At 60.7% G+C, this 18,911-nt stretch carries 17 protein-coding genes and 2 pseudogenes; 8 read left to right on the forward strand and 11 right to left on the reverse strand.

All coding sequences use genetic code 11. From position 1 onward, the window contains the following. Position 1: 1 nt before the first annotated feature. A complete protein-coding gene (locus tag So717_RS11385; RefSeq protein WP_159977345.1) occupies positions 2–1,429 on the reverse strand; it encodes a circularly permuted type 2 ATP-grasp protein in 1,428 nt (475 codons plus the stop codon). Between the two features lie 509 nt (positions 1,430–1,938). Next, positions 1,939–2,043 (reverse strand): annotated as a pseudogene (locus tag So717_RS22810) (IS110-like element ISMno29 family transposase); the annotation flags it as partial. Positions 2,044–2,216: 173 nt separating this feature from the next. Here So717_RS22810 and uxuA point away from each other — a divergent pair. The 8 genes and pseudogenes from uxuA (at position 2,217) to So717_RS11430 (ending at position 9,354) form a co-directional block, all read left to right on the forward strand. Beyond that, positions 2,217–2,861: pseudogene (gene uxuA, locus So717_RS11395) on the forward strand (mannonate dehydratase). Between the two features lie 102 nt (positions 2,862–2,963). After that, positions 2,964–3,626 carry a TetR/AcrR family transcriptional regulator gene (locus So717_RS11400; protein WP_159977349.1) on the forward strand — a complete coding sequence of 221 codons (663 nt, stop codon included), beginning with the start codon at positions 2,964–2,966 and terminating at the stop codon, positions 3,624–3,626. Between the two features lie 162 nt (positions 3,627–3,788). Continuing rightward, the gene (locus So717_RS11405; RefSeq protein WP_438810655.1) at positions 3,789–4,637 is read left to right on the forward strand and encodes an ABC transporter ATP-binding protein; all 849 of its coding nucleotides are present in this window, start codon (positions 3,789–3,791) and stop codon (positions 4,635–4,637) included. 12 nt (positions 4,638–4,649) lie between these two features. Next, on the forward strand, positions 4,650–5,423 hold the full coding sequence (locus So717_RS11410; protein ID WP_159977353.1) for an ABC transporter permease: 774 nt from the start codon (positions 4,650–4,652) through the stop codon (positions 5,421–5,423). Positions 5,424–5,464: 41 nt separating this feature from the next. After that, positions 5,465–6,490: an ABC transporter substrate-binding protein gene (locus So717_RS11415; protein ID WP_159977355.1), complete on the forward strand. Its 1,026-nt coding sequence runs from the start codon at positions 5,465–5,467 to the stop codon at positions 6,488–6,490. Positions 6,491–6,550: 60 nt separating this feature from the next. Then, positions 6,551–8,014, forward strand: a complete 1,464-nt coding sequence (locus tag So717_RS11420) for an amidohydrolase family protein (RefSeq protein WP_159977357.1) — start codon at positions 6,551–6,553, stop codon at positions 8,012–8,014. A 15-nt stretch (positions 8,015–8,029) separates the two neighbouring features. Beyond that, positions 8,030–8,455: a nuclear transport factor 2-like protein gene (locus So717_RS11425; RefSeq protein ID WP_159977359.1), complete on the forward strand. Its 426-nt coding sequence runs from the start codon at positions 8,030–8,032 to the stop codon at positions 8,453–8,455. Then, the gene (locus So717_RS11430; RefSeq protein WP_159977361.1) at positions 8,452–9,354 is read left to right on the forward strand and encodes a polysaccharide deacetylase family protein; all 903 of its coding nucleotides are present in this window, start codon (positions 8,452–8,454) and stop codon (positions 9,352–9,354) included. The genes So717_RS11425 and So717_RS11430 overlap by 4 nt, the downstream gene beginning before the upstream one ends. 51 nt (positions 9,355–9,405) lie before the next feature. On the opposite strand, the gene So717_RS11435 is transcribed toward So717_RS11430, so the two are convergent. The 9 genes from So717_RS11435 to So717_RS22290 form a co-directional block, all read right to left on the reverse strand. Next, positions 9,406–11,181 carry an ABC transporter ATP-binding protein gene (locus So717_RS11435; RefSeq protein WP_159977363.1) on the reverse strand — a complete coding sequence of 592 codons (1,776 nt, stop codon included), beginning with the start codon at positions 11,179–11,181 and terminating at the stop codon, positions 9,406–9,408. After that, positions 11,178–12,137: an acetamidase/formamidase family protein gene (locus tag So717_RS11440; RefSeq protein WP_159977365.1), complete on the reverse strand. Its 960-nt coding sequence runs from the start codon at positions 12,135–12,137 to the stop codon at positions 11,178–11,180. The genes So717_RS11435 and So717_RS11440 overlap by 4 nt, the downstream gene beginning before the upstream one ends. A gap of 4 nt (positions 12,138–12,141) precedes the next feature. Beyond that, positions 12,142–13,761 (reverse strand): ABC transporter substrate-binding protein, encoded by a 1,620-nt coding sequence (locus tag So717_RS11445; protein ID WP_159977367.1) that lies wholly within the window; start codon positions 13,759–13,761, stop codon positions 12,142–12,144. A gap of 73 nt (positions 13,762–13,834) precedes the next feature. Further along, positions 13,835–14,755 (reverse strand): ABC transporter permease, encoded by a 921-nt coding sequence (locus So717_RS11450; protein WP_159977369.1) that lies wholly within the window; start codon positions 14,753–14,755, stop codon positions 13,835–13,837. After that, the gene (locus So717_RS11455) at positions 14,755–15,645 is read right to left on the reverse strand and encodes an ABC transporter permease (RefSeq protein ID WP_159977371.1); all 891 of its coding nucleotides are present in this window, start codon (positions 15,643–15,645) and stop codon (positions 14,755–14,757) included. The genes So717_RS11450 and So717_RS11455 overlap by 1 nt, the downstream gene beginning before the upstream one ends. After that, on the reverse strand, positions 15,638–16,240 hold the full coding sequence (locus tag So717_RS11460; RefSeq protein ID WP_159977373.1) for an ANTAR domain-containing response regulator: 603 nt from the start codon (positions 16,238–16,240) through the stop codon (positions 15,638–15,640). Before So717_RS11460 ends, So717_RS11455 begins: the two co-directional genes overlap by 8 nt. Beyond that, a complete protein-coding gene (locus tag So717_RS11465) occupies positions 16,237–17,337 on the reverse strand; it encodes a transporter substrate-binding protein (protein ID WP_159977375.1) in 1,101 nt (366 codons plus the stop codon). The genes So717_RS11460 and So717_RS11465 overlap by 4 nt, the downstream gene beginning before the upstream one ends. 361 nt (positions 17,338–17,698) lie before the next feature. Further along, entirely contained in the window at positions 17,699–18,262 is a 564-nt protein-coding gene (locus So717_RS11470; RefSeq protein ID WP_159977377.1) for a hypothetical protein, read from the reverse strand. Positions 18,263–18,317: 55 nt separating this feature from the next. Then, the gene (locus So717_RS22290) at positions 18,318–18,584 is read right to left on the reverse strand and encodes a hypothetical protein (RefSeq protein ID WP_238840856.1); all 267 of its coding nucleotides are present in this window, start codon (positions 18,582–18,584) and stop codon (positions 18,318–18,320) included. Positions 18,585–18,911: the final 327 nt, after the last annotated feature.

An 18,911-nucleotide genomic window follows, 5' to 3' on the forward strand; every position in this document is an offset into this window, starting at 1 on the left:
ATCAGTCCTCCAGCACCCAGGTGTCTTTTGTGCCGCCGCCCTGGCTGGAGTTCACCACAAGCGAGCCTTCGGTCAGTGCCACCCGGGTGAGCCCGCCCGGCGTGATGTTCACGCCTTGCGGCGAAACCAGCACAAAGGGGCGCAGGTCCACATGGCGCGGCGCCAAACCTTGATCCACAAAGATCGGAACCGTCGAGAGCGACAGCGTCGGCTGCGCGATGTAATTGCCAGGGTTGGCTTGCAGTTTATCGCGGAACGCTGCGAGTTCCTTTTTGCTGGCGGCGGGCCCCACCAACATGCCGTAGCCACCAGAGCCGTGCACCTCCTTCACAACCAGCTCCGCCAGATTGTCGAGCACGTATTTCAGCGCCTCTGGTTCTGCACAGCGGTGCGTTTCCACATTCTTCAGGATCGCTTTTTCGCCCGTATAAAACTCCACGATATCAGGCATGTAGGAGTAAATCGCCTTGTCATCCGCGATGCCTGCGCCGGGTGCGTTGGCAATGGTGATCCCGCCCGCGCGGTAGACATCCATGATACCTGGCACGCCCAACAGGCTGTCGGGGTTGAAGTTGAGCGGGTCGAGGAAGTCATCATCGATCCGACGGTAAAGTACATCAACAACCCGGTAGCCCTGGGTCGTGCGCATCGCGATCCGCCCATCCACCACGCGCAGGTCGTGCCCTTCGACCAGTTCCGCCCCCATCTGATCGGCAAGGAAAGAGTGTTCGAAATACGCCGAATTGTGAATACCGGGCGTTAGTACAGCCACCCTTGGCTTGCCTTCACAAGCCTGTGGCGCACAGGCTGCCAGCGAGCGGCGCAGGTTCTTCGGATAGTCACTGACGGGCTGTACACGGATCCGGGCAAAGAGCTCCGGGAACATCTGCAGCATCGTTTCGCGGTTCTCCAGCATATAGGAGACACCCGACGGCGTGCGCGCGTTATCCTCAAGGACAAAGAAGTCACCATCGCCGGTCCGCACGATGTCTGTGCCGACGATATGGGTATAGACGTTGCCTGGTGGTGTGAACCGCATCATTTGCGGCAGGAAAGCGTCGTTGTGGGCAATCAGCTCCTTTGGAATACGGCCCGCGCGCAAAATCTCCTGCCGGTTGTAGATGTCCCATATGAACGCATTGATCGCACGCACCCGCTGCTCGATGCCTTTTGAAAGGCGGCTCCACTCCCGGTGCGACAAGATGCGCGGCACAAGGTCAAAGGGAATCAACCGTTCCTGAGCGTCCGCCTCTCCATAGACATTGAACGTAATACCTGTGCGGCGAAAAAACGCTTCGGCCTCCTGCGACTTGGAGTGCAGTCTGGCGGGATCCTGAGCGTTGAACCAGGTCTGGTAGTGTTTGTAGGGGGTGGTCACCGATCCGTCTGGCCGGATCATTTCGTCGTAGCTTTGTGGTCGTGTCGTCATCAGGTCATGATACTGAATGGCAAGAGAGGCACAACCAATTGTGCCCTGCGTATCCTGGAGCGCTTCGATTTCGGTGCGCCCGCCCGATTTTTCATCGGTCCGGGAGGCCTATCAAAGTCGAGCCGATTCATCGAATGAACAACCTGTTGCGAGCGCATAGGGAGGCTGTCTGAACTGAGACGCGTGGCTCAGGAAAGCCCGACCTGCGACGCAACTGTAAACCTGACGACGGACAGGTTTACAGCAGTGACCACAATCGAAGTCGTAAGAAAATCGAACGCAGAAGTGCTCGTTGGTATGCCCTGACGTTCGACCCTGTCCGCTAGGGTTTTGCCAATGCAGCCTGCCTTATCAATATGGTGGCAAGTTCCACAGGGTCTGACTGCACGAGGCTTGTTGGCGATGGTCACAGTTGTTTGGATTTCTTCGGTTTGGACGTGAATAGTGCATTTCGTCATCGAAGCACTCCCAAGTTTGCCAAACGTGTCAAGCTGCTGAGATGTTTTTCGCTAAGGCGCGGTCGGCTGCCAGCGACGATTTTCGGCGACAAGAGTATTGGCCAAAATGGCGAGTTTGCGCATGACAGCAGTGAGCGCCCTTTGGGGTGTTTGCCCAGACCAATGGGCCGACGACAAAATTTGCCCATCGCGCCCAGCCGACTGGAGCAACCGACAGCACGCATATAGAGCGTGTTGCGCAGGTTTCTTCCGCCACCGCGTCTCATGCGCTTGCCATGATTTTTGCCGCTGTCCCAGCTCATCGGCGCAACACCAGCCGGGGCTGCAGCCTGCCGGGCGCAGAAGAAGGCTATTCGCTGCAATCCCTGCGAGACCAGCTCGATCTGTATCAAGAGATCGACGCAGATCGCCTGCGGCACCATCAGATAGATTTCCTGAGTGAGATCATCCCTGTCGCGGAACAGCTGGGCATACGGATGTGATGCTACCCGGATGATCCGCCGTTTCCTCTGCAGGGTCTGCCCCGGGTCATGTCCACCGAAGAGGACTACGCCGCATTGGTCACAGCGGTCGATTCACCCACAAACGATATTGCGCTATGCAGTGGCTCATTGGGCGTTCGCAAGAGCAACGACCTGCCGGGCATAGTCGCGCGTCTAGGCCCCAGGATTCACTTCGCGCATCTGCGGAACGTGGCCCGCGAGACCGACACCATACCCAACAGCTTTCACGAAGCGGCCCATCTGGACGGCTCGACTGATATGGTCGCCCTTGTGTCTGCACTTCTGAGCGAGCAACAACGGCGCAGGCAAGAGGGCCGGGCAGACCACGAAATTCCCTTTCGGCCCGATCACGGCCAGGACATCTTGAGCGATCTGCAGGCGCAGGCGCAGCCCGGCTGTCCCGCCATTGGTCGCCTCAAAGGCCTTGCGGAGTTGCGCGGGATCATCGCGGCCCTCTCCGCTATGCGGTGAGCATACCGCACCGGCGGCTTTTGCCCACCAACGGGCTGACCGAGCCCGCGCGACCCGGTATCCTTGGGTTGACAAGGTCTGGCCCGCTGCTAGCCCTCGGGGATGCGAAAGACCTCTTCCAGTGAAACAGCTGTGCGGACGCGGGATCCACAACGCACCAAAGGTCAGATCCTTGAGGCTGCGTTGCACGAGTTTGCAAACCACGGCTACGACGGTGCGAAAGTGCATCAGATCGCAAAGCAGGCGGGCTGCAACACCCGGCTGATTTACCACTACTTCGACAACAAAGAGCGCCTGTACATGGCGGCTCTGCGCCAGATTTATTCGGACATCCGCACGCAGGAAGAGGCGCTGCATCTTGAATCCTTGCCAGCCGAGGAAGCCTTCACCCGACTGATCGAAACGACATTCGACTTTTTCGAAAACAACCCCGCATTCCTGGCCATAACGCGTAGCGAAAACCTGCTTGGCGGACGTTTCATCGCACAGATGCCGGAAATCCAGAAAATGTCGGCGCCGTTCCTAAGCAAGGTCTCGGATGTGCTGTCGCGCGGGTGCACTGCCGGCGTGTTCCGGCCCGGGATCGACCCGCTGCAGCTGTATGTCAGCATCGTCGCGCTTAGCGCGCATCACATCAATGCGGGGCACACCTTGTCCGCCACCTTTGGGACCGATCTGAGCTGTCACGAATGGCGTCGGGAGCGGCGCACCCATGTTGTTGAGACGATCATTCACGCAATCAGGCGCAGCCCGCCACGCGCATAGCTGCTGCAGATCTGGGCGCACGTATACTTTTGCATATGCAGAGGTGTTACGCAGACAGGCGAAAAACTGCGCAGAAAATACGCATCGGCAAAATAATTCAACGATCGTTTACTTAGTACTTCCCATGCCTCGGAACGCGGCTGTTACCGATAGAGCATGAACATGTCGCCCAACGTCTCTGCCCGCGCCGCGCAGCCCGTCTCCACTGGCCCCGTCCATGCGCGGCCTGCGCTTGAACTGCAAGACGCATCCGTGGTCTTTGGATCCGGCGAAAAGGCAGTGACGGCGTTGGCGCCAACCCAGCTGAAAATGGAGCGCGGCGATTTTCTGGCGCTGGTCGGCCCCTCGGGCTGCGGCAAATCCACCATCCTCAAATTGGTCAGCAATTTGCTGCAACCCAGCGAAGGGCTCGTGCTGGTTGGGGGCAAGGAGGCCAAGGCCAAAGAATTGCGCATCGGGATGGCGTTTCAAAACCCGACCATGCTGCCATGGCTCACGATCGAGCAGAATATCATGATGCCGCTCAAGATCGTGCAGCCGTTCAAACACTCTTACCGCACCGACAAGAAGGGCGCCTTTCGTGATCGGGTGCATGCGCTGCTGGACCAGGTGGGGCTGAAGGACTTCGCCAGCCACTACCCCTGGCAGCTGTCCGGCGGGATGCTGCAACGGTCCAACCTGTGCAGGGCGCTGGTGCATGAACCTGATCTTCTGTTGCTAGATGAACCCTTTGGCGCGTTGGACCAGTTCACCCGTGAAGAGCTGTGGCAGATCATGCAGACCCTGTATCTCGACCGGAAACCAACGGTTCTTTTGGTCACGCATGACCTGCGCGAAGCCGGATATCTGGCCAATCGTATCTGTGTGATGAGCGCGCGCCCCGGGCGGATCATCTCGGACGAACCGGTGAACATCCCGCAGCCGCGCGACATCGGCATGATCTACAGCCCCGAATTCGTCGAAATGACCCAAGGACTGCGTGAATTGATCGCGCAGGTCCGCAGCACATAGGCGCCCCGTATCATGACCGACGCACTCCGCATTCGCTTTCTGTCGACATCGCTCATCATCGGGTTTTTCTTAACTTGGGAGGTGCTGTGCATTCTTCTCAACGTGTCGGATCTGGTACTGCCGCGCCCCTCGGAGATACTGGTGACCATGTGGACGCGGTTCCCGGTTCTGTGGCCGCATATCCTGCAAACACTCTATTCCACCCTTTTCGGCTTTTCGCTTGGGGTGATCATCGGCGTGGCCTTGGGCGTGATCGTCGGCACCTCCAAAATCGCATACGCGGTGGCCTACCCGCTTTTGGTTGGGTTCTCCTCCATCCCGAAGGTGGCGGTTGTTCCGATCTTCGTGCTTTGGTTCGGGTCGGGCACAACCCCCGCTGTCCTGACGGCCATGGTGATCTGCGTGTTCCCCATCGTGGTCAACATCGCCACCGGCCTGGCCACCACAGAGCCGGAGCTTGAGGACGTTCTCAAAACTCTGGGTGCGTCGAAAACCGAGATCCTCTGGAATGTCGGGCTGCCCCGGGCCATGCCATACTTCTTTGCCTCTCTGAAAGTCGCGATAACGCTGTCTTTCGTGGGGGCCGTGCTGTCGGAAACCGTGGCCTCCAACATGGGTATCGGCAATGTGATGATGACCGCCTCGTCGAATTTCCAGGTCTCCCTGGTCTTTGCCGGGCTGATCATCCTCGCCTTGATGGGCGTCGCGCTTTACGCGGTATTCTCCCTGCTTGAACGCCGGGTGACTGGCTGGGCCACGCGCGGCAACGACATTGCCGTGACATGATCGGCCCGCTTCTACTCCCTCAACCCTGAAAGGACGTTTGCATGAAACACTCATTGTTCGGTGCTGCCCTCACTTTGCTTGCCGGTGCTGTACCTGCCCTGGCCGAGATGACCGACATCCGCTTTACGCTGGGGTGGAAGACCCAAGGGTCTGACGCGCCGTTCCTTCTGGCCCTGCACAAAGGGTATTTCGAGGATGAGGGCCTGAACGTGACAATTGATCAGGGCGAAGGCTCAGCCGCCACGGTGACGCGGATCATGGGCGGCGCTTATGACGCGGGGTTCGGGGACATCAACGCCATCATCCAGAACGCCGCCGCCCGGCCGGGCGAGGCGCCCGTTATGGTGTATCAGCTGTGGAACCGCCCGCCCTTTGCCATCGTGACACCCAAGACGGCGGGCATTGAGACACCCGCCGATTTTGAGGGCAAAACTTTGGGTGGCGCGCAAGGCACCCCCACAACCCGTCTCTTCCCGGTGTTTGCGGAGTTGAACGGCGTCGATCTGGACAAGGTCGGCAAGGAGAACATGGCCCCGAACCTGCAAGAACCCATGATGATCAGGGGTGACATCGATGGTGCATTTGTCTTCACCTCGACCAGCTGGTTCAACCTGATTGCCAACCGTCAGGACCCGGCGAAAGACTACAATTGGTTCAACTTCGAAGACTACGGGATGGACCTCTACTCCAACGGGATGATGGTCTCGCGCGACCTGATGGCTGAAAACCCGGACGCCGTTGCCGGGCTGGTGCGCGCGCTGAACAAAGCCACCATGGAGGTCGCCGCCAATCAGGACAGCTCGGTCGAGGCGATCTTGGCGTTTGACAACCTTGTCGACCCCGAGCTTGAGCGCGCACGGCTGGAGTTTGCCTTGACGAACCTCATGAACGCCCCCGAGGTTGAGACAATTGGCATGGGCGATCTGGTTGACGAGCGTCTGACACGCTCCATCGGGATTGTCGCAAAAGGCTACGGCCTCGACCGCCTGCCCGAGGCGTCTGAAATCTTTGACCGGTCCTTCCTGCCTCCGGCAGAGATGCGCGCGTTCGACGTCACGCTGAATTGACGGGATGCTGCGCCCGGGGTCCCTCGGGCGCAGACACATGCGCCAGAGGGACCCGGGACCATGACCAAAACACTGATCCACGGCGGGCAGGTTTTCGTAGATAATAGCCGTTTTCAAGACGTCTCCCTCCTGGTCGAAGGTGGCCTCATCACAGCCCTGCTTCCAGCTGGTGAAACAGTTGCGGGCGCAACACTTTTGGATGCAACCGAGCGCATCGTCATTCCCGGGCTGGTCAATGGCCACACCCATTCCCATGGCGCTTTGGCGCGGGGGGGCGTACCGGAGGATATGATCCTTGAGATCTTTCTGTCAGGCGCGGCCTGGCTGAATCTGGGCCGGAGCCATGAGGATCTGGCGCTCTGCGCGCAGCTCTCGGCGGTTGAGCTGATCCGTAAGGGCTGCACGGCTTGCTATGACCTGTTCATCGAATTGCCCGGCCCGACGGTCGAGGGCACACATGCGGTCGCCGAAGCCTATCACAGCGTTGGCCTGCGCGCCGTCGTGGCCCCTATGATTGCGGATCAGACGATATATCAGGCGCTGCCCGGCTTGCTCGACAGCTTCGATGGGCCGCTGAAAGCTGCCGTCGCAGCGGTTTCGATGCCGGACTGGGCCGACACGATCGCCGTCTGCACCGAGGCGCTGCGGGGCTGGCCGGTGCCGCTGGATCGTGTGCGCCCGGGGCTGGGCCCGACCATCCCGCTGCATTGCTCGGACGCCTTTCTGACAGCCTGCGCCGGTTTGTCCGCAGACATGGGCATCCCGCTGCAAACGCATCTTGCCGAAACACGCCTGCAACAGGTGATGGCGCAGCGGAAATTCGGCACCTCGCTGACAGAGCATCTCGACCGCCTCGGTATCCTGTCGGAGCGGTTCAGCGGAGCGCATGGCGTCTGGCTGTCGGATGCTGAAATGTCGCTGCTCGCGCACCACCGCGCCGGCATTTCGCACAACCCCATGAGCAATCTGCGCCTGGGATCTGGCATTGCGCCCGTCCGCCGCATGGTCGATGCAGGCGTGGCGGTGGGCATCGGCACCGACGCCAGCAACACGTCGGACGGACAGAACATGTTTGAGGCCATGCGCCTTGCCGCCACTCTGAGCCGCGCCCAGACCCCTCTCAGCCAAGACTGGATCAGCACGGCGCAGGCCTTCGACATGGCGACGCGTGGCAGTGCACAGCTCATGGGCTTCGACAGGGTTGGCCAGATCGCCGCAGGTTGGGCCGCCGACCTTGTCTTTCTTGACCAGACCTACTGCCACTACACGCCGCAACGGGCAACGCTGGATCAGATCGTCTTTGCCGAAACAGGCGCGGCTGTGCGCGCGGTGATGATCGCCGGGCGCATGGTTTTTGCCGACGACTGGATCCTGACGCTGGATGAAAACGACCTGCGCGCCCGGGCGCTCCGCGCCGCGGATCGTATCACACATGCCAACGCCGATGCCCGAAGGATGAACGCCGCCGCCGCCGAAGTGGTGAAAGGCTTTTGCCATCGCCACTGCGCCGCCCACCTCCCCTGATCAAGAAAGACCACCATGGACCACACACCCGACCCAACCACCGCTGCGATAGCGATCGTCGAGGCCTATCTCGAACGCTCAATGGTGCCCGATCCTGAGGGCGCACGCGCTTATGTGTCGGATGATTTCGACATCACGTTTACCGGTGGTCGCAAGTTCACGGCCCCGGAGGAGACCTCCGCCTTCAACGCCAAGCGCTACGCCTGGGTGAAAAAGAAATTCTTGCGCACCGATGCGGCTTATGATCCCGCAACGGGGGATGTTCATGTTTACAACACAGGCTATCTTTATGGCGAATGGCCGGATGGCACGACGTTCGAGACCAACCGCTACATGGACAGTTTTGTTGTGCGGCAAGGTCAGATCGTCAGCACACAGATCTGGAATGACAGTGCAGAGATCCTGCTGCACAAAGCCGGCCTGGCGGAGGCCCCCTTATGACGCACCTGCCCACACACGACAGATATGACTACAGCGCCATCACCCAGCGCGCTGCGTACGACTGGCCCGGCGGCAAGCGCCTCGCGGTCTACGTCGGGCTGAACCTCGAACATTTTGCCTTTGGCGATGGCTTGGGCGCGGAACTGGCCCCGGGTGGCCCTCAGCCTGACGTGCTCAACTATTCCTGGCGCGACTATGGCAACCGGGTCGGCGCATGGCGGATGCTGGATATGTTCAATGCGCTGGAGATGCCGGTGAGCGTCCTGGCCAATTCCGTTATGTATGACTATGCGCCTGAGCTGATGGCGGCCTTCAGCGCCAGAGGAGACGAAATCGTCGGCCATGGCCGCACCAACGCGGAGCGCCAGAGCGTTTTGCCCCCAGCCGAAGAAGAGGCACTGATACGGGAGGCGACGGGCGTGCTGGCACAGGCCGAGGGCACAGCGCCCAAAGGCTGGCTCTCCCCCTGGATCGCGGAAAGCCCGGTCACGCCTGATCTGCTGAAGAAGGCGGGGTACAGCTATACGCTCAACTGGTGCATGGATGATCAACCCATATGGCTGCGCACGGACCACGGGCCGCTCTTGTCCATTCCCTATCCGCAGGAGGTCAACGACATCCCCTCCATCGTCGCCCGAAAGGACAGCGCGGCCAGTTTTGCCGATATGATCATCGACAATTTCGACGAGATGCTTGAGCAATCACACGGCCAGCCTTTGGTGATGGGCATCGCCCTGCACCCCTATCTGGTTGGCCAGCCCTACCGCCTGCGCCACCTGCGCCGCGCGCTCACACATATCTGCGCGCATCGCGATGATATCTGGATCACGCAAGCCGGATCCATTCACGACGTCATCGCCAAAGCGATGCCAGCGAGGAATGATCATTCGCCTACTTAGCTACGTGGATGACAGGCCACTTGATGTCAAACGCCCCCTCAGGCCAGATTTTCACGCCACAAGATGCCCGTGCCCTATATCTCGCAACGGCATGCGCTGCGGCGCGTCTCCAATCGCGCGGATGGGGGAGGGCACCTCACCCTTGGACCGGGCGTATGTGCGCCCCTTTCCCGCTGGGTCCGGGACCGGCACAGCCTCCAGAAGGCGACGGGTATAGGGGTGCTGCGGATTGCCGAACACCTGATCGCGGGTGCCCATCTCGACGATTTGGCCCAGATACATCACAGCGAGCCGGTCAGCCACGTTTTCAACCACAGCCATGTCGTGGCTGATGAAGAGGTAGGACATGGTCATATCGCGCTGAAGTTCGTCGAGCAACGCCAGCACCTGCGCCTGCACGGACACATCCAGCGCCGAGACGCTTTCATCGCAGATGATGAGTTTGGGCTGCAGCGCAAGCGCGCGCGCAACGCATATCCGCTGGCGTTGACCGCCCGAGAATTCATGGGGGTATCTTGTCATCTGGTCGGGCATCAGTCCGACACGGCGAAACAGCTCCGCCGCGCGGGCCTGACGCTCCAGCGCCGGGCAGACCTGATGGATCAACAGAGGTTCGGCCACCGCGTCACCCACAGTCATCCGCGGGTCCAGCGCGGCCATCGGGTCCTGAAATACCATCTGCACATCGCGGCAGATGTCCCGTTTGCCCTGCGTGGTCAGCCCGGCCAGCGCGTGGCCTGCAACCTCGATATGACCCCGATGCGGGACCAGACCGACGAGCGCCTTGGCCAGGGTCGACTTGCCGCAACCGCTTTCGCCGACCAGACCAAAGGTCTCCCCCGGCCGAATGTCGAAACTCACCCCCTCAACCGCGTGCACCCGGTGCGTTGGGCGGCCAAAGACGTTTGCGCCGATGTCAAAATGTACCTGCGCATCGACCAGCCGGGCCACTGGGGCACGCGTTGCGGGCGGGCGCGGTTTGCCCCGCGCGGCCCCGTCCCCAAGACGCGGCACAGCCGCCAGAAGCGCGCGCGTATAGTCCTGCCCGGGGCTGGCGAAGAGGTCAGCAACAGCGCCACTTTCAACCATACGCCCCGCTTTCATGACAACCGCGCGGTCGGCGTATTCGGCCACGACCCCCATGTCGTGGGTGATGAGGATAACCGCAGTCTCGGTGCTGTCCTGCAACTCACGCAGCAGCTCCAGCACCTCGCGCTGCACGGTCACGTCAAGCGCCGTGGTTGGTTCATCTGCAATCAGCAGCGCCGGGTTCATCGCCAGCGCCATGGCGATCATCACCCTTTGGCGCATCCCGCCCGACAGCTCATGCGGGTACTGCCGCATCCGCTGCTCCGGTTCGGAAATGCGCACTCGCCGCAGCGCTGCAATACCAGCGGCCCGCGCAGCACCGCGCGAGACCGGCTCATGCGCGCGCATGGCCTCGATCATCTGACTGCCGATGGTGTGCACCGGATTGAGCGAGGTCATCGGCTCCTGGAAGATCATCGCCACCTTGCTGCCGCGCAGGCGGCGCATGTCCGGCTCGGGCAGGGATGGCAGATCGACCCCGTCCAGCAGCGCCTGTCCGCTGGTGACGCTGACGTTGTGGGGCAAAAGCCCCATCAAGGCCAGCGAGGTGATCGATTTGCCGGACCCGCTTTCCCCCGCAATGGCCAGCGTCTCTCCGGGGTGCAGATCGAAGCTGAGGTTCTCGACAAGCGGTCGGGTCACGCCCCGGTCGCGCACCGAAACCGTCAGATCGCGGACCGACAGAAGAGGGCGCGCCGCCTCACGCAAGGCGGTCACAGAGGGCAGGGCACCGCTCATTCAAGAACCATGCGCGGGAAGTAAAAGGACACAACCCAGTTCGGCATGTCCACAATCTCGGAGATCCGCAGATCGCCGCATGTGGACACCAGCATATAGGCATCGACCGCAGACATACCGTAACGGGCTGTGAGCAGATCGATCATGCCCGCCACGGCGTCGCGCGCGCCGCTCATCAGGTCGGGGCCGATGCCAGTTGTCACCTCATACCCCTTGGCATCAAGATGCCGGGTCACGGGTCCCGGCGTGGTAAAGCGCGGCATTTTCAGGTTGGCGCTCTTCACCAGATCCAGCGTCAGGGTCACATCCATCGGGCTTTCGATGGCCGTGCCGCAGACCTCGCCGTCGCCCTGCGCCGCATGGGTATCCCCCACCGAGAAGAGCGCGCCCGCCACTTCGACCGGCAGATAAATCTCCGTACCCGTCGAGATATCGCGGATGTCGAGGTTTCCGCCCGTGCGCCGGGGCGGCACGATGGAATGCAGCCCAGGCTCTGCCAGCGCGACACCGATGGTCCCGGTGAAGGGTTTCAGCGGTACTCGCCCCTGATCACCCCAAAGCGCGGGGTCCATGGTCTTGGCGTCATATTTCCAGATCGTCAGCGCGGGGTTGCTAAACTGATCTGCCAGCAGACCAAAGCCGGGAATGTTTGCCGTCCAGCCCCAGGCGCTGCCTTCGGCTTCGCGGGGCGCAAACCCCTCCAGCGTGATCTTGAGCGCATCGCCCGGTTCCGCCCCATCAACGTAGATGGGGCCGCTTACCGGGTTGATCTTGCCGAAATCCAGTGCCGCCACATCCGCGACGGTGCTAGACGGGCCAAGCTGGCCCGCCGAAGAATCCATGCAGTTGAACAGGATCGTCGATCCGGGTGCGACCGTCTCGACCGGGGCAATGGACTTGTCCCAGCCGAAATGGTGCTGCGCGCCATGGATCGTGTAGTCGCACGCCTTGCACATGGGGTTACTCCGTCACGTAGACGTAGTCATAGTTCACCGGGATCGACACCGGATCAACGTAAAGCGCATCATCACCGCCCATCCGCGCCGATTTCATGGTGTAGCGCTGCTCGTTGAAGACCGGCACCCAAGGCACCTGCTGCATCACCTCCATATAGACGTCGGACCACATTTCCATACGCTCTGGTGCCGACGGGTCGGTCATGCTGTCGGCTGCGGTTGCCATGGCATCGATGCTTTCGTCGCAGAACTTGGACCAATTCCAACCGCCTTCACCCGCTCCGGCGCACCCCAGGATCGGACCATAGAAGTTGGACGGGTCCGGGAAGTCCGCGATCCAGGCCATGCCACCCGACCAGATCATCGGCGCCTCGCCCGCACCACCGGCTTCGATGACATTCGCCTGTGCGAGGCTGCGGATCGCAACCTCCACGCCGATGGCTTTTAGGTCCTGCTGGATCGCTTGGGCGATGCGCGGGTTGGGGTCCGTGTTCATCACGAAAAGCTCGGTCGAGAAACCATCGGCCAGGCCCGCCTCGACCAGCTTGTCCTTTGCGGCGTCAGCATCAAACGCATAGCCATCATACCCATCGGTGTAACCCGGCATGGAGGGCGGCAGGGGCTGCGTCGCAGGAACCGCCCGGCCGTTGATGATCTGGGTGATACGCTCCTTGTTGATGGCCATGTTGATGGCCTCGCGCACTTCCAGCTTGTCCAGCGGTGCAATGCCGACATTCAGCGTGATGTATCCTGTATGCAGCTGACCGCCCTCGACCACGCGCGCGGCTTGATCAGGGTCACCCATGACCTCCTGGAACTTCGCAGGCGGGATGCCGTCACCAGGCACATCTACCTCGCCCTGTTGCAAACGCAGCAAAGCCACGATGGGCTCTTGCCCCACTTCAAAGGTCACACCGTCCAGATAGGGCACGCCCTCGCGCCAGTAGTCGGCGTTCTTCTCAAAGACCAGCCGCTGCCCAATTGTCCACTCACCCAGCTTGAAGGCGCCTGTGCCCACCGGGTTCTTACCGAAATCCGTGCCATGCGCGTCTACCGCTTCTTTTGGCACGATCGAGGCAAAGTTCAGCGCCATCACATGCAGGAAGGTTGCATCGGGACGCGACAGGGTGATCTTGATGGTCTTGGGATCGACCACCTCGACACCGGAGAGTGTCTCCGCCGCACCTGAGGATATCGCGTCAAACCCGGCGATGGAGGCAAAAAAGCCCGCCCCAGGCGATTGGGTTTCCGGTGTTGTCACACGGTCCAGCGAGTACTTGACGTCTTCGGCGCTCATCTCGCGCCCGTTGTGGAAGATCACGCCATCGCGCAGGGTAAAGGTGAAAACGGTACCGTCGTCGCTGATGGTATAGCTTTCAGCCAATCCCGGGCGCAGTTCCGTGGTGCCGGGAACATAATCCATCAGACCATCGAACAGCGATTTGATCATCGACCAGTTCTGCCAGTCGTAGCCGATGGCCGGATCCAGCGTGGCCACATCGTCCTTGTAGGTCACGGTGATCATACCGCCTGCGGTGGCATTCGGATCGGGGGTATACTCCTGCGCCATGCCGGTCAGGGCAGAGGCAAGCAGAATCGCGGTGGATGCAAGTAAGGTCTTCATTTTAATCTCCATGTTGGTTTCGCTTTTTATTGAGACCCCGCGACACCGCCGCGAGACCTGGTCTTATATCGGGTCAGCGCAATTTGATGCGTGGATCAATGAGAGGGGTGACAAGGTCGGCCAGAAGGTTTCCCAGCACGATGGCGGTGGCCGAGACCATCGTGACCCCCATGATGATGGGGATGTCGACGCGCTGGATCGCCTGCCAGGCCAGTTGCCCGATACCGGGCCAACCAAAGACGCTCTCAACCACGACGATGCCCCCCATGAAGATGCCGATGTCGATGCCGATCATGGCAATGATGGGCAGGATCGCGTTGGGCAGTGCGTGGCGCAGCAGGATCCGGCGCCGGGTCAGCCCCTTGGCGCGGGCCGTGCGGATGTAATCCTGCCGCAGCACGTCGACCATGCTCGACCGCATCATGCGCGAGTACCAGCCTGATCCCATGATCCCCAGGGTGACCGCAGGCAGCACCAGATGGGCCGCTGTCCCGTAGCCGCCAATCGGGAACCAGCCCAACTGGACCGCAAACACATAGAGCAGCAGCAGGCCCACCACGAACTGCGGTGCGGAGACGGCGACAAAGGAGGTCACCATCAGCCCCTGGTCCAGCGACCGCCCGCGAAAGATCGCCGCGATCACCCCCAGCGTCAGGCCGATCAGCAGCTCGCAGAAGATGCCCGCCGCCATCAGCAGCAGCGAGGCAGGCAGGCGCGCGGCGATCAGGGTGGAGACTTCGGTCTTCTGCAGGTAGCTGCGGCCCATGTCGCCCTGCACCAGCCCCGACAGATAGCGCCAGTATTGCACCAACATCGGCTGATCGAGGCCCAACTGCTGGCGGATGTTCTCGACCGTCTGCGCCGTTGCCGACCGCCCGGCGATCTGCCGCACAGGATCAGCGGGCAAGACATAGAGCAAGACGAAGGTGATAAAGCTCACCCCCAGCAGGATCAGAACGGATTGCACCAGCCGCCGCACGAGATACCCCAGCATCAGTCGTTCCCCCGCTGAGTGGGGTCCAGCACATCGCGCAAGGCGTCTCCGACCAGATTGAAGGCCAGCGCCAACAGCAGGATTGCAGCGCCCGGGATGAACACCAGCCAGGGCGCTGCCTGAAAATAGGTTTGGTTCTCAAAGATGATGTTGCCCCAAGACGGTGTCGGCGGCTGCACCCCGACGCCGAGAAAGGACAATGTCGCCTCCAACAGCACAGTCACCGAAATGCCCAGCGTGCCCCAGACAATCAGCGTCGGCACCAGATGCGGCAGGATATGGCGGAACAGGATGCGGCTGCGCGACGCCCCCAGTGTCTTTTCCGCAGCGATAAATTCGCGTTCGGCCAGCGAGGTGGTCTCCGTATAGATCACGCGCGCGGTCTGCACCCAATTGACCAGCGCGATCACCATCGCCACGATCCAAAGCGACGGCTGAAAGATCGCGGCCAGACAGATGGCCAATAGCAACGCCGGGAAGGCCATCATCAGGTCTGTGAACCGCATCAGAACGGCCCCCACCCAGCCACGCACAAATCCGGCCACAACGCCGACAAGCGTGCCGATGAGCAACGCGACGCCGTTGGCGACGATGCCGATGATCAGCGAGGTCTGCGCGCCATAGAGCATGCGGGAAAACAGATCGCGCCCAAGCAAGTCGGTGCCCAACAGGAACGCCCGGCTGGGCGGCATCGGCTCGCCAAAAAGGCTGAGCCCATCGAACAATTGCTCGTCTGGCGGGTATCTCACGATCCACGGGGCAAAGACGGCACCGCCAACCACCAGCGCAATGATTGCAAAGCCAAAGACCGCCAGCTTGCGGCGCAGGAGACGGTGCCAGATACCCGCCGGGGGCGCTTGTACTGGGATGGTCTGAGACGTCTCAGCCATGCTCGCTCCCATCGCCAGAGAGGTCGCGCACATTGGACACAATGCGCTCGGCCGCCGTCTCGAAACTGACCCGCCACGCCATGGCGAGGCCACGCAGCTGCTCGTAGGCTTCGTCCTCCGTCTTGCCCCGCGCCGCAAGGATTGCGACCGCCTGCACAACCGTCTGCCGTTGCCCCAGCCTGCGCCGCAGACTGTCGATCTCATCGGCGAGCCCGATCCGCGCATCAAAGGTCGCGCGCGCAATCAGCAGCGCCGAGAAGACGCCGTTGTCTCCAACAGGTTTCAGGATCTGCGCGTCCGCGCCAAAGTTCATCAGCCATTCGATCCGGCCCGGCGCCTCGGAGCCGATCAGCGCGATGGTCGGCAAGGGAGCCTCACCCGGTGCCCATGGCACCTGGTCGTCATAGGCCGTGTCGACGTCGATAAACAGATAGTCGGCGGCGCGCGCCGAGGGGGGCAGATCCGGCCAGTGGCAATCAACCTCCAGCCCAACCGCCTGCAATTGCCGCACCAGCGCGGTGACATTGGCATGCGGGCGGTGCAGGATCACGGCCCGCGCACCGCCCAGCCTGGGGATGCTCAAACGCCGCTTCACGGGATCACCCGCAGTTGCGGCTGCGTTGCCCGGTGGCTGTGCGACAGATACGGATCACCCGTGACCGCAGCGCTGACCCGAAGCGGAACAAACGCGCCGTCCCGAACCTGCGCGATGGCCACGGGCAAGGTCACGTGATGCGTGCGCGGGCAGATCCCAACCTGCGTTGCACGCCGCTGGGTCAGCAGTTCCGGAAGTGACAAGCCTTCGGTGCCGGGGCTGCGGGCAAGCAGCCGGGTCAGCATCAAAACGGATGCATGTGCCGCGGCCTCAAAGGAGGATCCGAAGTCGCTGCGGCCTTCGTTGCCGGGCAGCGTCGGCCTCATTCCCTTGAACCATGGTCCTGCGGAGATCACCCCTTCGGCTGCGGCGCCGATGGTCGGCAACTCGCATTCGGTCAGGTTGCAGGACAGGATCACGCAGTTCCCTGCTGCAAAGTACCGGTCCTTGCTGCGCAGGTCGGCCATCGCCTCAAGAAACGCGTATTGAGACGGACCGATCAATTGATTGAGCACAAGATCCGGCTTGAGATCCGCGATTTCTTCGACGATCCGGGCGACGTCCGTGGACCCGATCGGAAGATATCTTTCGCCAAAGACCTCCCCGCCTTGCCGCAAACTGATCTCGCGGGCGAGGCGGTTCATCTCCCAACCCCAAATATAGTTGGACCCTGTCAAATAGGTATTGCGCCCGAAATGCGCGAAACAATAATCCAGCAACGGCAAGAGATGCTGGTTCGGGCAGGCGTGCGCATAGACCACGCGGTCAGATGCCTCGAACCCCTCGTAAGGCGTGGGATACCACAGTCCGCCTCCCAGACGCTCCAGACTGGGAATTACCTCCTTGCGGCTCCAAGAGGTCGTGCAGCCAATCACATGGCGGGCGTCGCTGCTCAGCAGGATGTCCTCGCACAAGGCCGCGTAGTCGTCGATTTCGCCGCCCGGGTCCCGCTCCACCGGCGTGAAATGCACATCAAAGCCCGCGTCTGAATTCACCTGTTCGATAGCCTTGAGCGCCCCTGTCCGACCGGCCGTACCAAGCAGGGCGTAAGGCCCGGTCGTCGAAAACAGAATGCCAAGGTCGATATTGCGTCTCACACGGAACTCCAAAAAAAAGCGCCCCGTTGCTCCTTCATCGTAAAAACGAAGACGGAGTCGCGGGGCGCTTTTGCCAACTATTTGATCGTAGCATGTGTAATCAGGCTGTGCTTGTCAAAAGCGTCGACGAATAGGATGCGTCTGAAATGGGTTTTGCGGCACGGGTCGCTAAAAAATAGGCAAATGCCCCTGCAAAACCACCCGAAGGCCTTTTCGCCGGAGACCCCGACACCTTGAGAGACGGCTAATCCTGCCGCCCACCCAGTACCCGTTCGATCTGGGACAGGCCACGCGGTCCTGCATAGATGTCGGGCTGCGAAAAGACCGGATGCGCGAGCGCCTGATCAACCTCGATGACCTTCTAGCCATGTGCTGCGCGTACCCTTTTGCGAAGCGGCAAAAATGCCATGAGACCCGCAATCAGGAAGGCCAGAGACGCCGGAAGTGGCACAGGAGCAACCGGTGAGCCAGTGAGGGTGATTGTGTTGTTCCCAAAAGTTGCAAGCGTTCCGTAGTTCAGATCAGGATCGGTCAGAATGCTGTCAGGTGCGCGCCAAGTGAAGTCAAAGGCATCAAGCGACGTGTAGCCGCGGGTCACGCGGAGGTAGTTGCGGGTGAATGGGCGCGGGCCATTGATGTAGAATGCGTCTCCCGTTTCGGTGGCCGAATAGCTTTCCAGATCGAAACGCGTATTGCCCAACGGTGTAAAGCTCGTGAAGAGATCGGTGATGGTGTAGCGATCCACCAATGCGCCATCAACGACCCCGAACTCTTGTCGGCCTGGACGGTTCTCTGAGAAGTCAAGCGATCCTGTTCCGACAAAGACGACGTCGCTGCCAACCTGTTTTGCCGTAATGTCGAGTGTCGCGGCGCTGGCGCAGATGCCGGTGATGCTGAATGCGGCCGCAAGGAGTATCTGTTTCATCATGTTATCGTTCTCGTGAGTAGGTGTTTTGGATTGATGGAATTCTGAAGCGTCTTCATCTCGGAACTGGCAAAGACGCGGTTTTTTGGCGTTGACGTTTGTACCAAGATCCGGTCAGGCCGAGACCCGCGAGCGCGGAGAGCAACAAGGCGACAGATGCAGGAAGTGGAACCGGTGCGACTTCGGAAGCTGGTGTCACATCCAGCAGGCTTGCTTGCCCGAAGCTTGACCTTTCTTCAGAGCTTCCAATGAAGAGGTTCGAGCGATCGATGAGACCTAGAGGATCGGCATCAAGAACGTTCCCCAATGCAGTCATCGACATTCTTCGTTGCGCACGCTCGCAGCGCAGAAATCTCTGCAAGTGCTAAAATGGCGACACTGAGTGGATTTGGAGAAACCGGTCATTGGATCAAAGCGTGGCGAAGACCAAGATGGCAAGCTGCATACCGCGAATGGAACGTCAGTCTTAAGCTAGTGACATCTCCGAATGCGTTTGTTGTCTTGAGACGGTTAATTTATCGAATTGCTTCACTTGGCAGACTATTCACTAAATAACTCGAACGCTGAAGATTTTCGGATTCTAGAGCATTTACCTAGTTTTCGAAGCACTTGCCGGAGGCAACCAGCTATTAACGGATTCCATTTTTAA

The organism is Roseobacter cerasinus, from assembly GCF_009811755.1.
Classification (GTDB): Bacteria; Pseudomonadota; Alphaproteobacteria; order Rhodobacterales; family Rhodobacteraceae; genus Roseobacter; species Roseobacter cerasinus.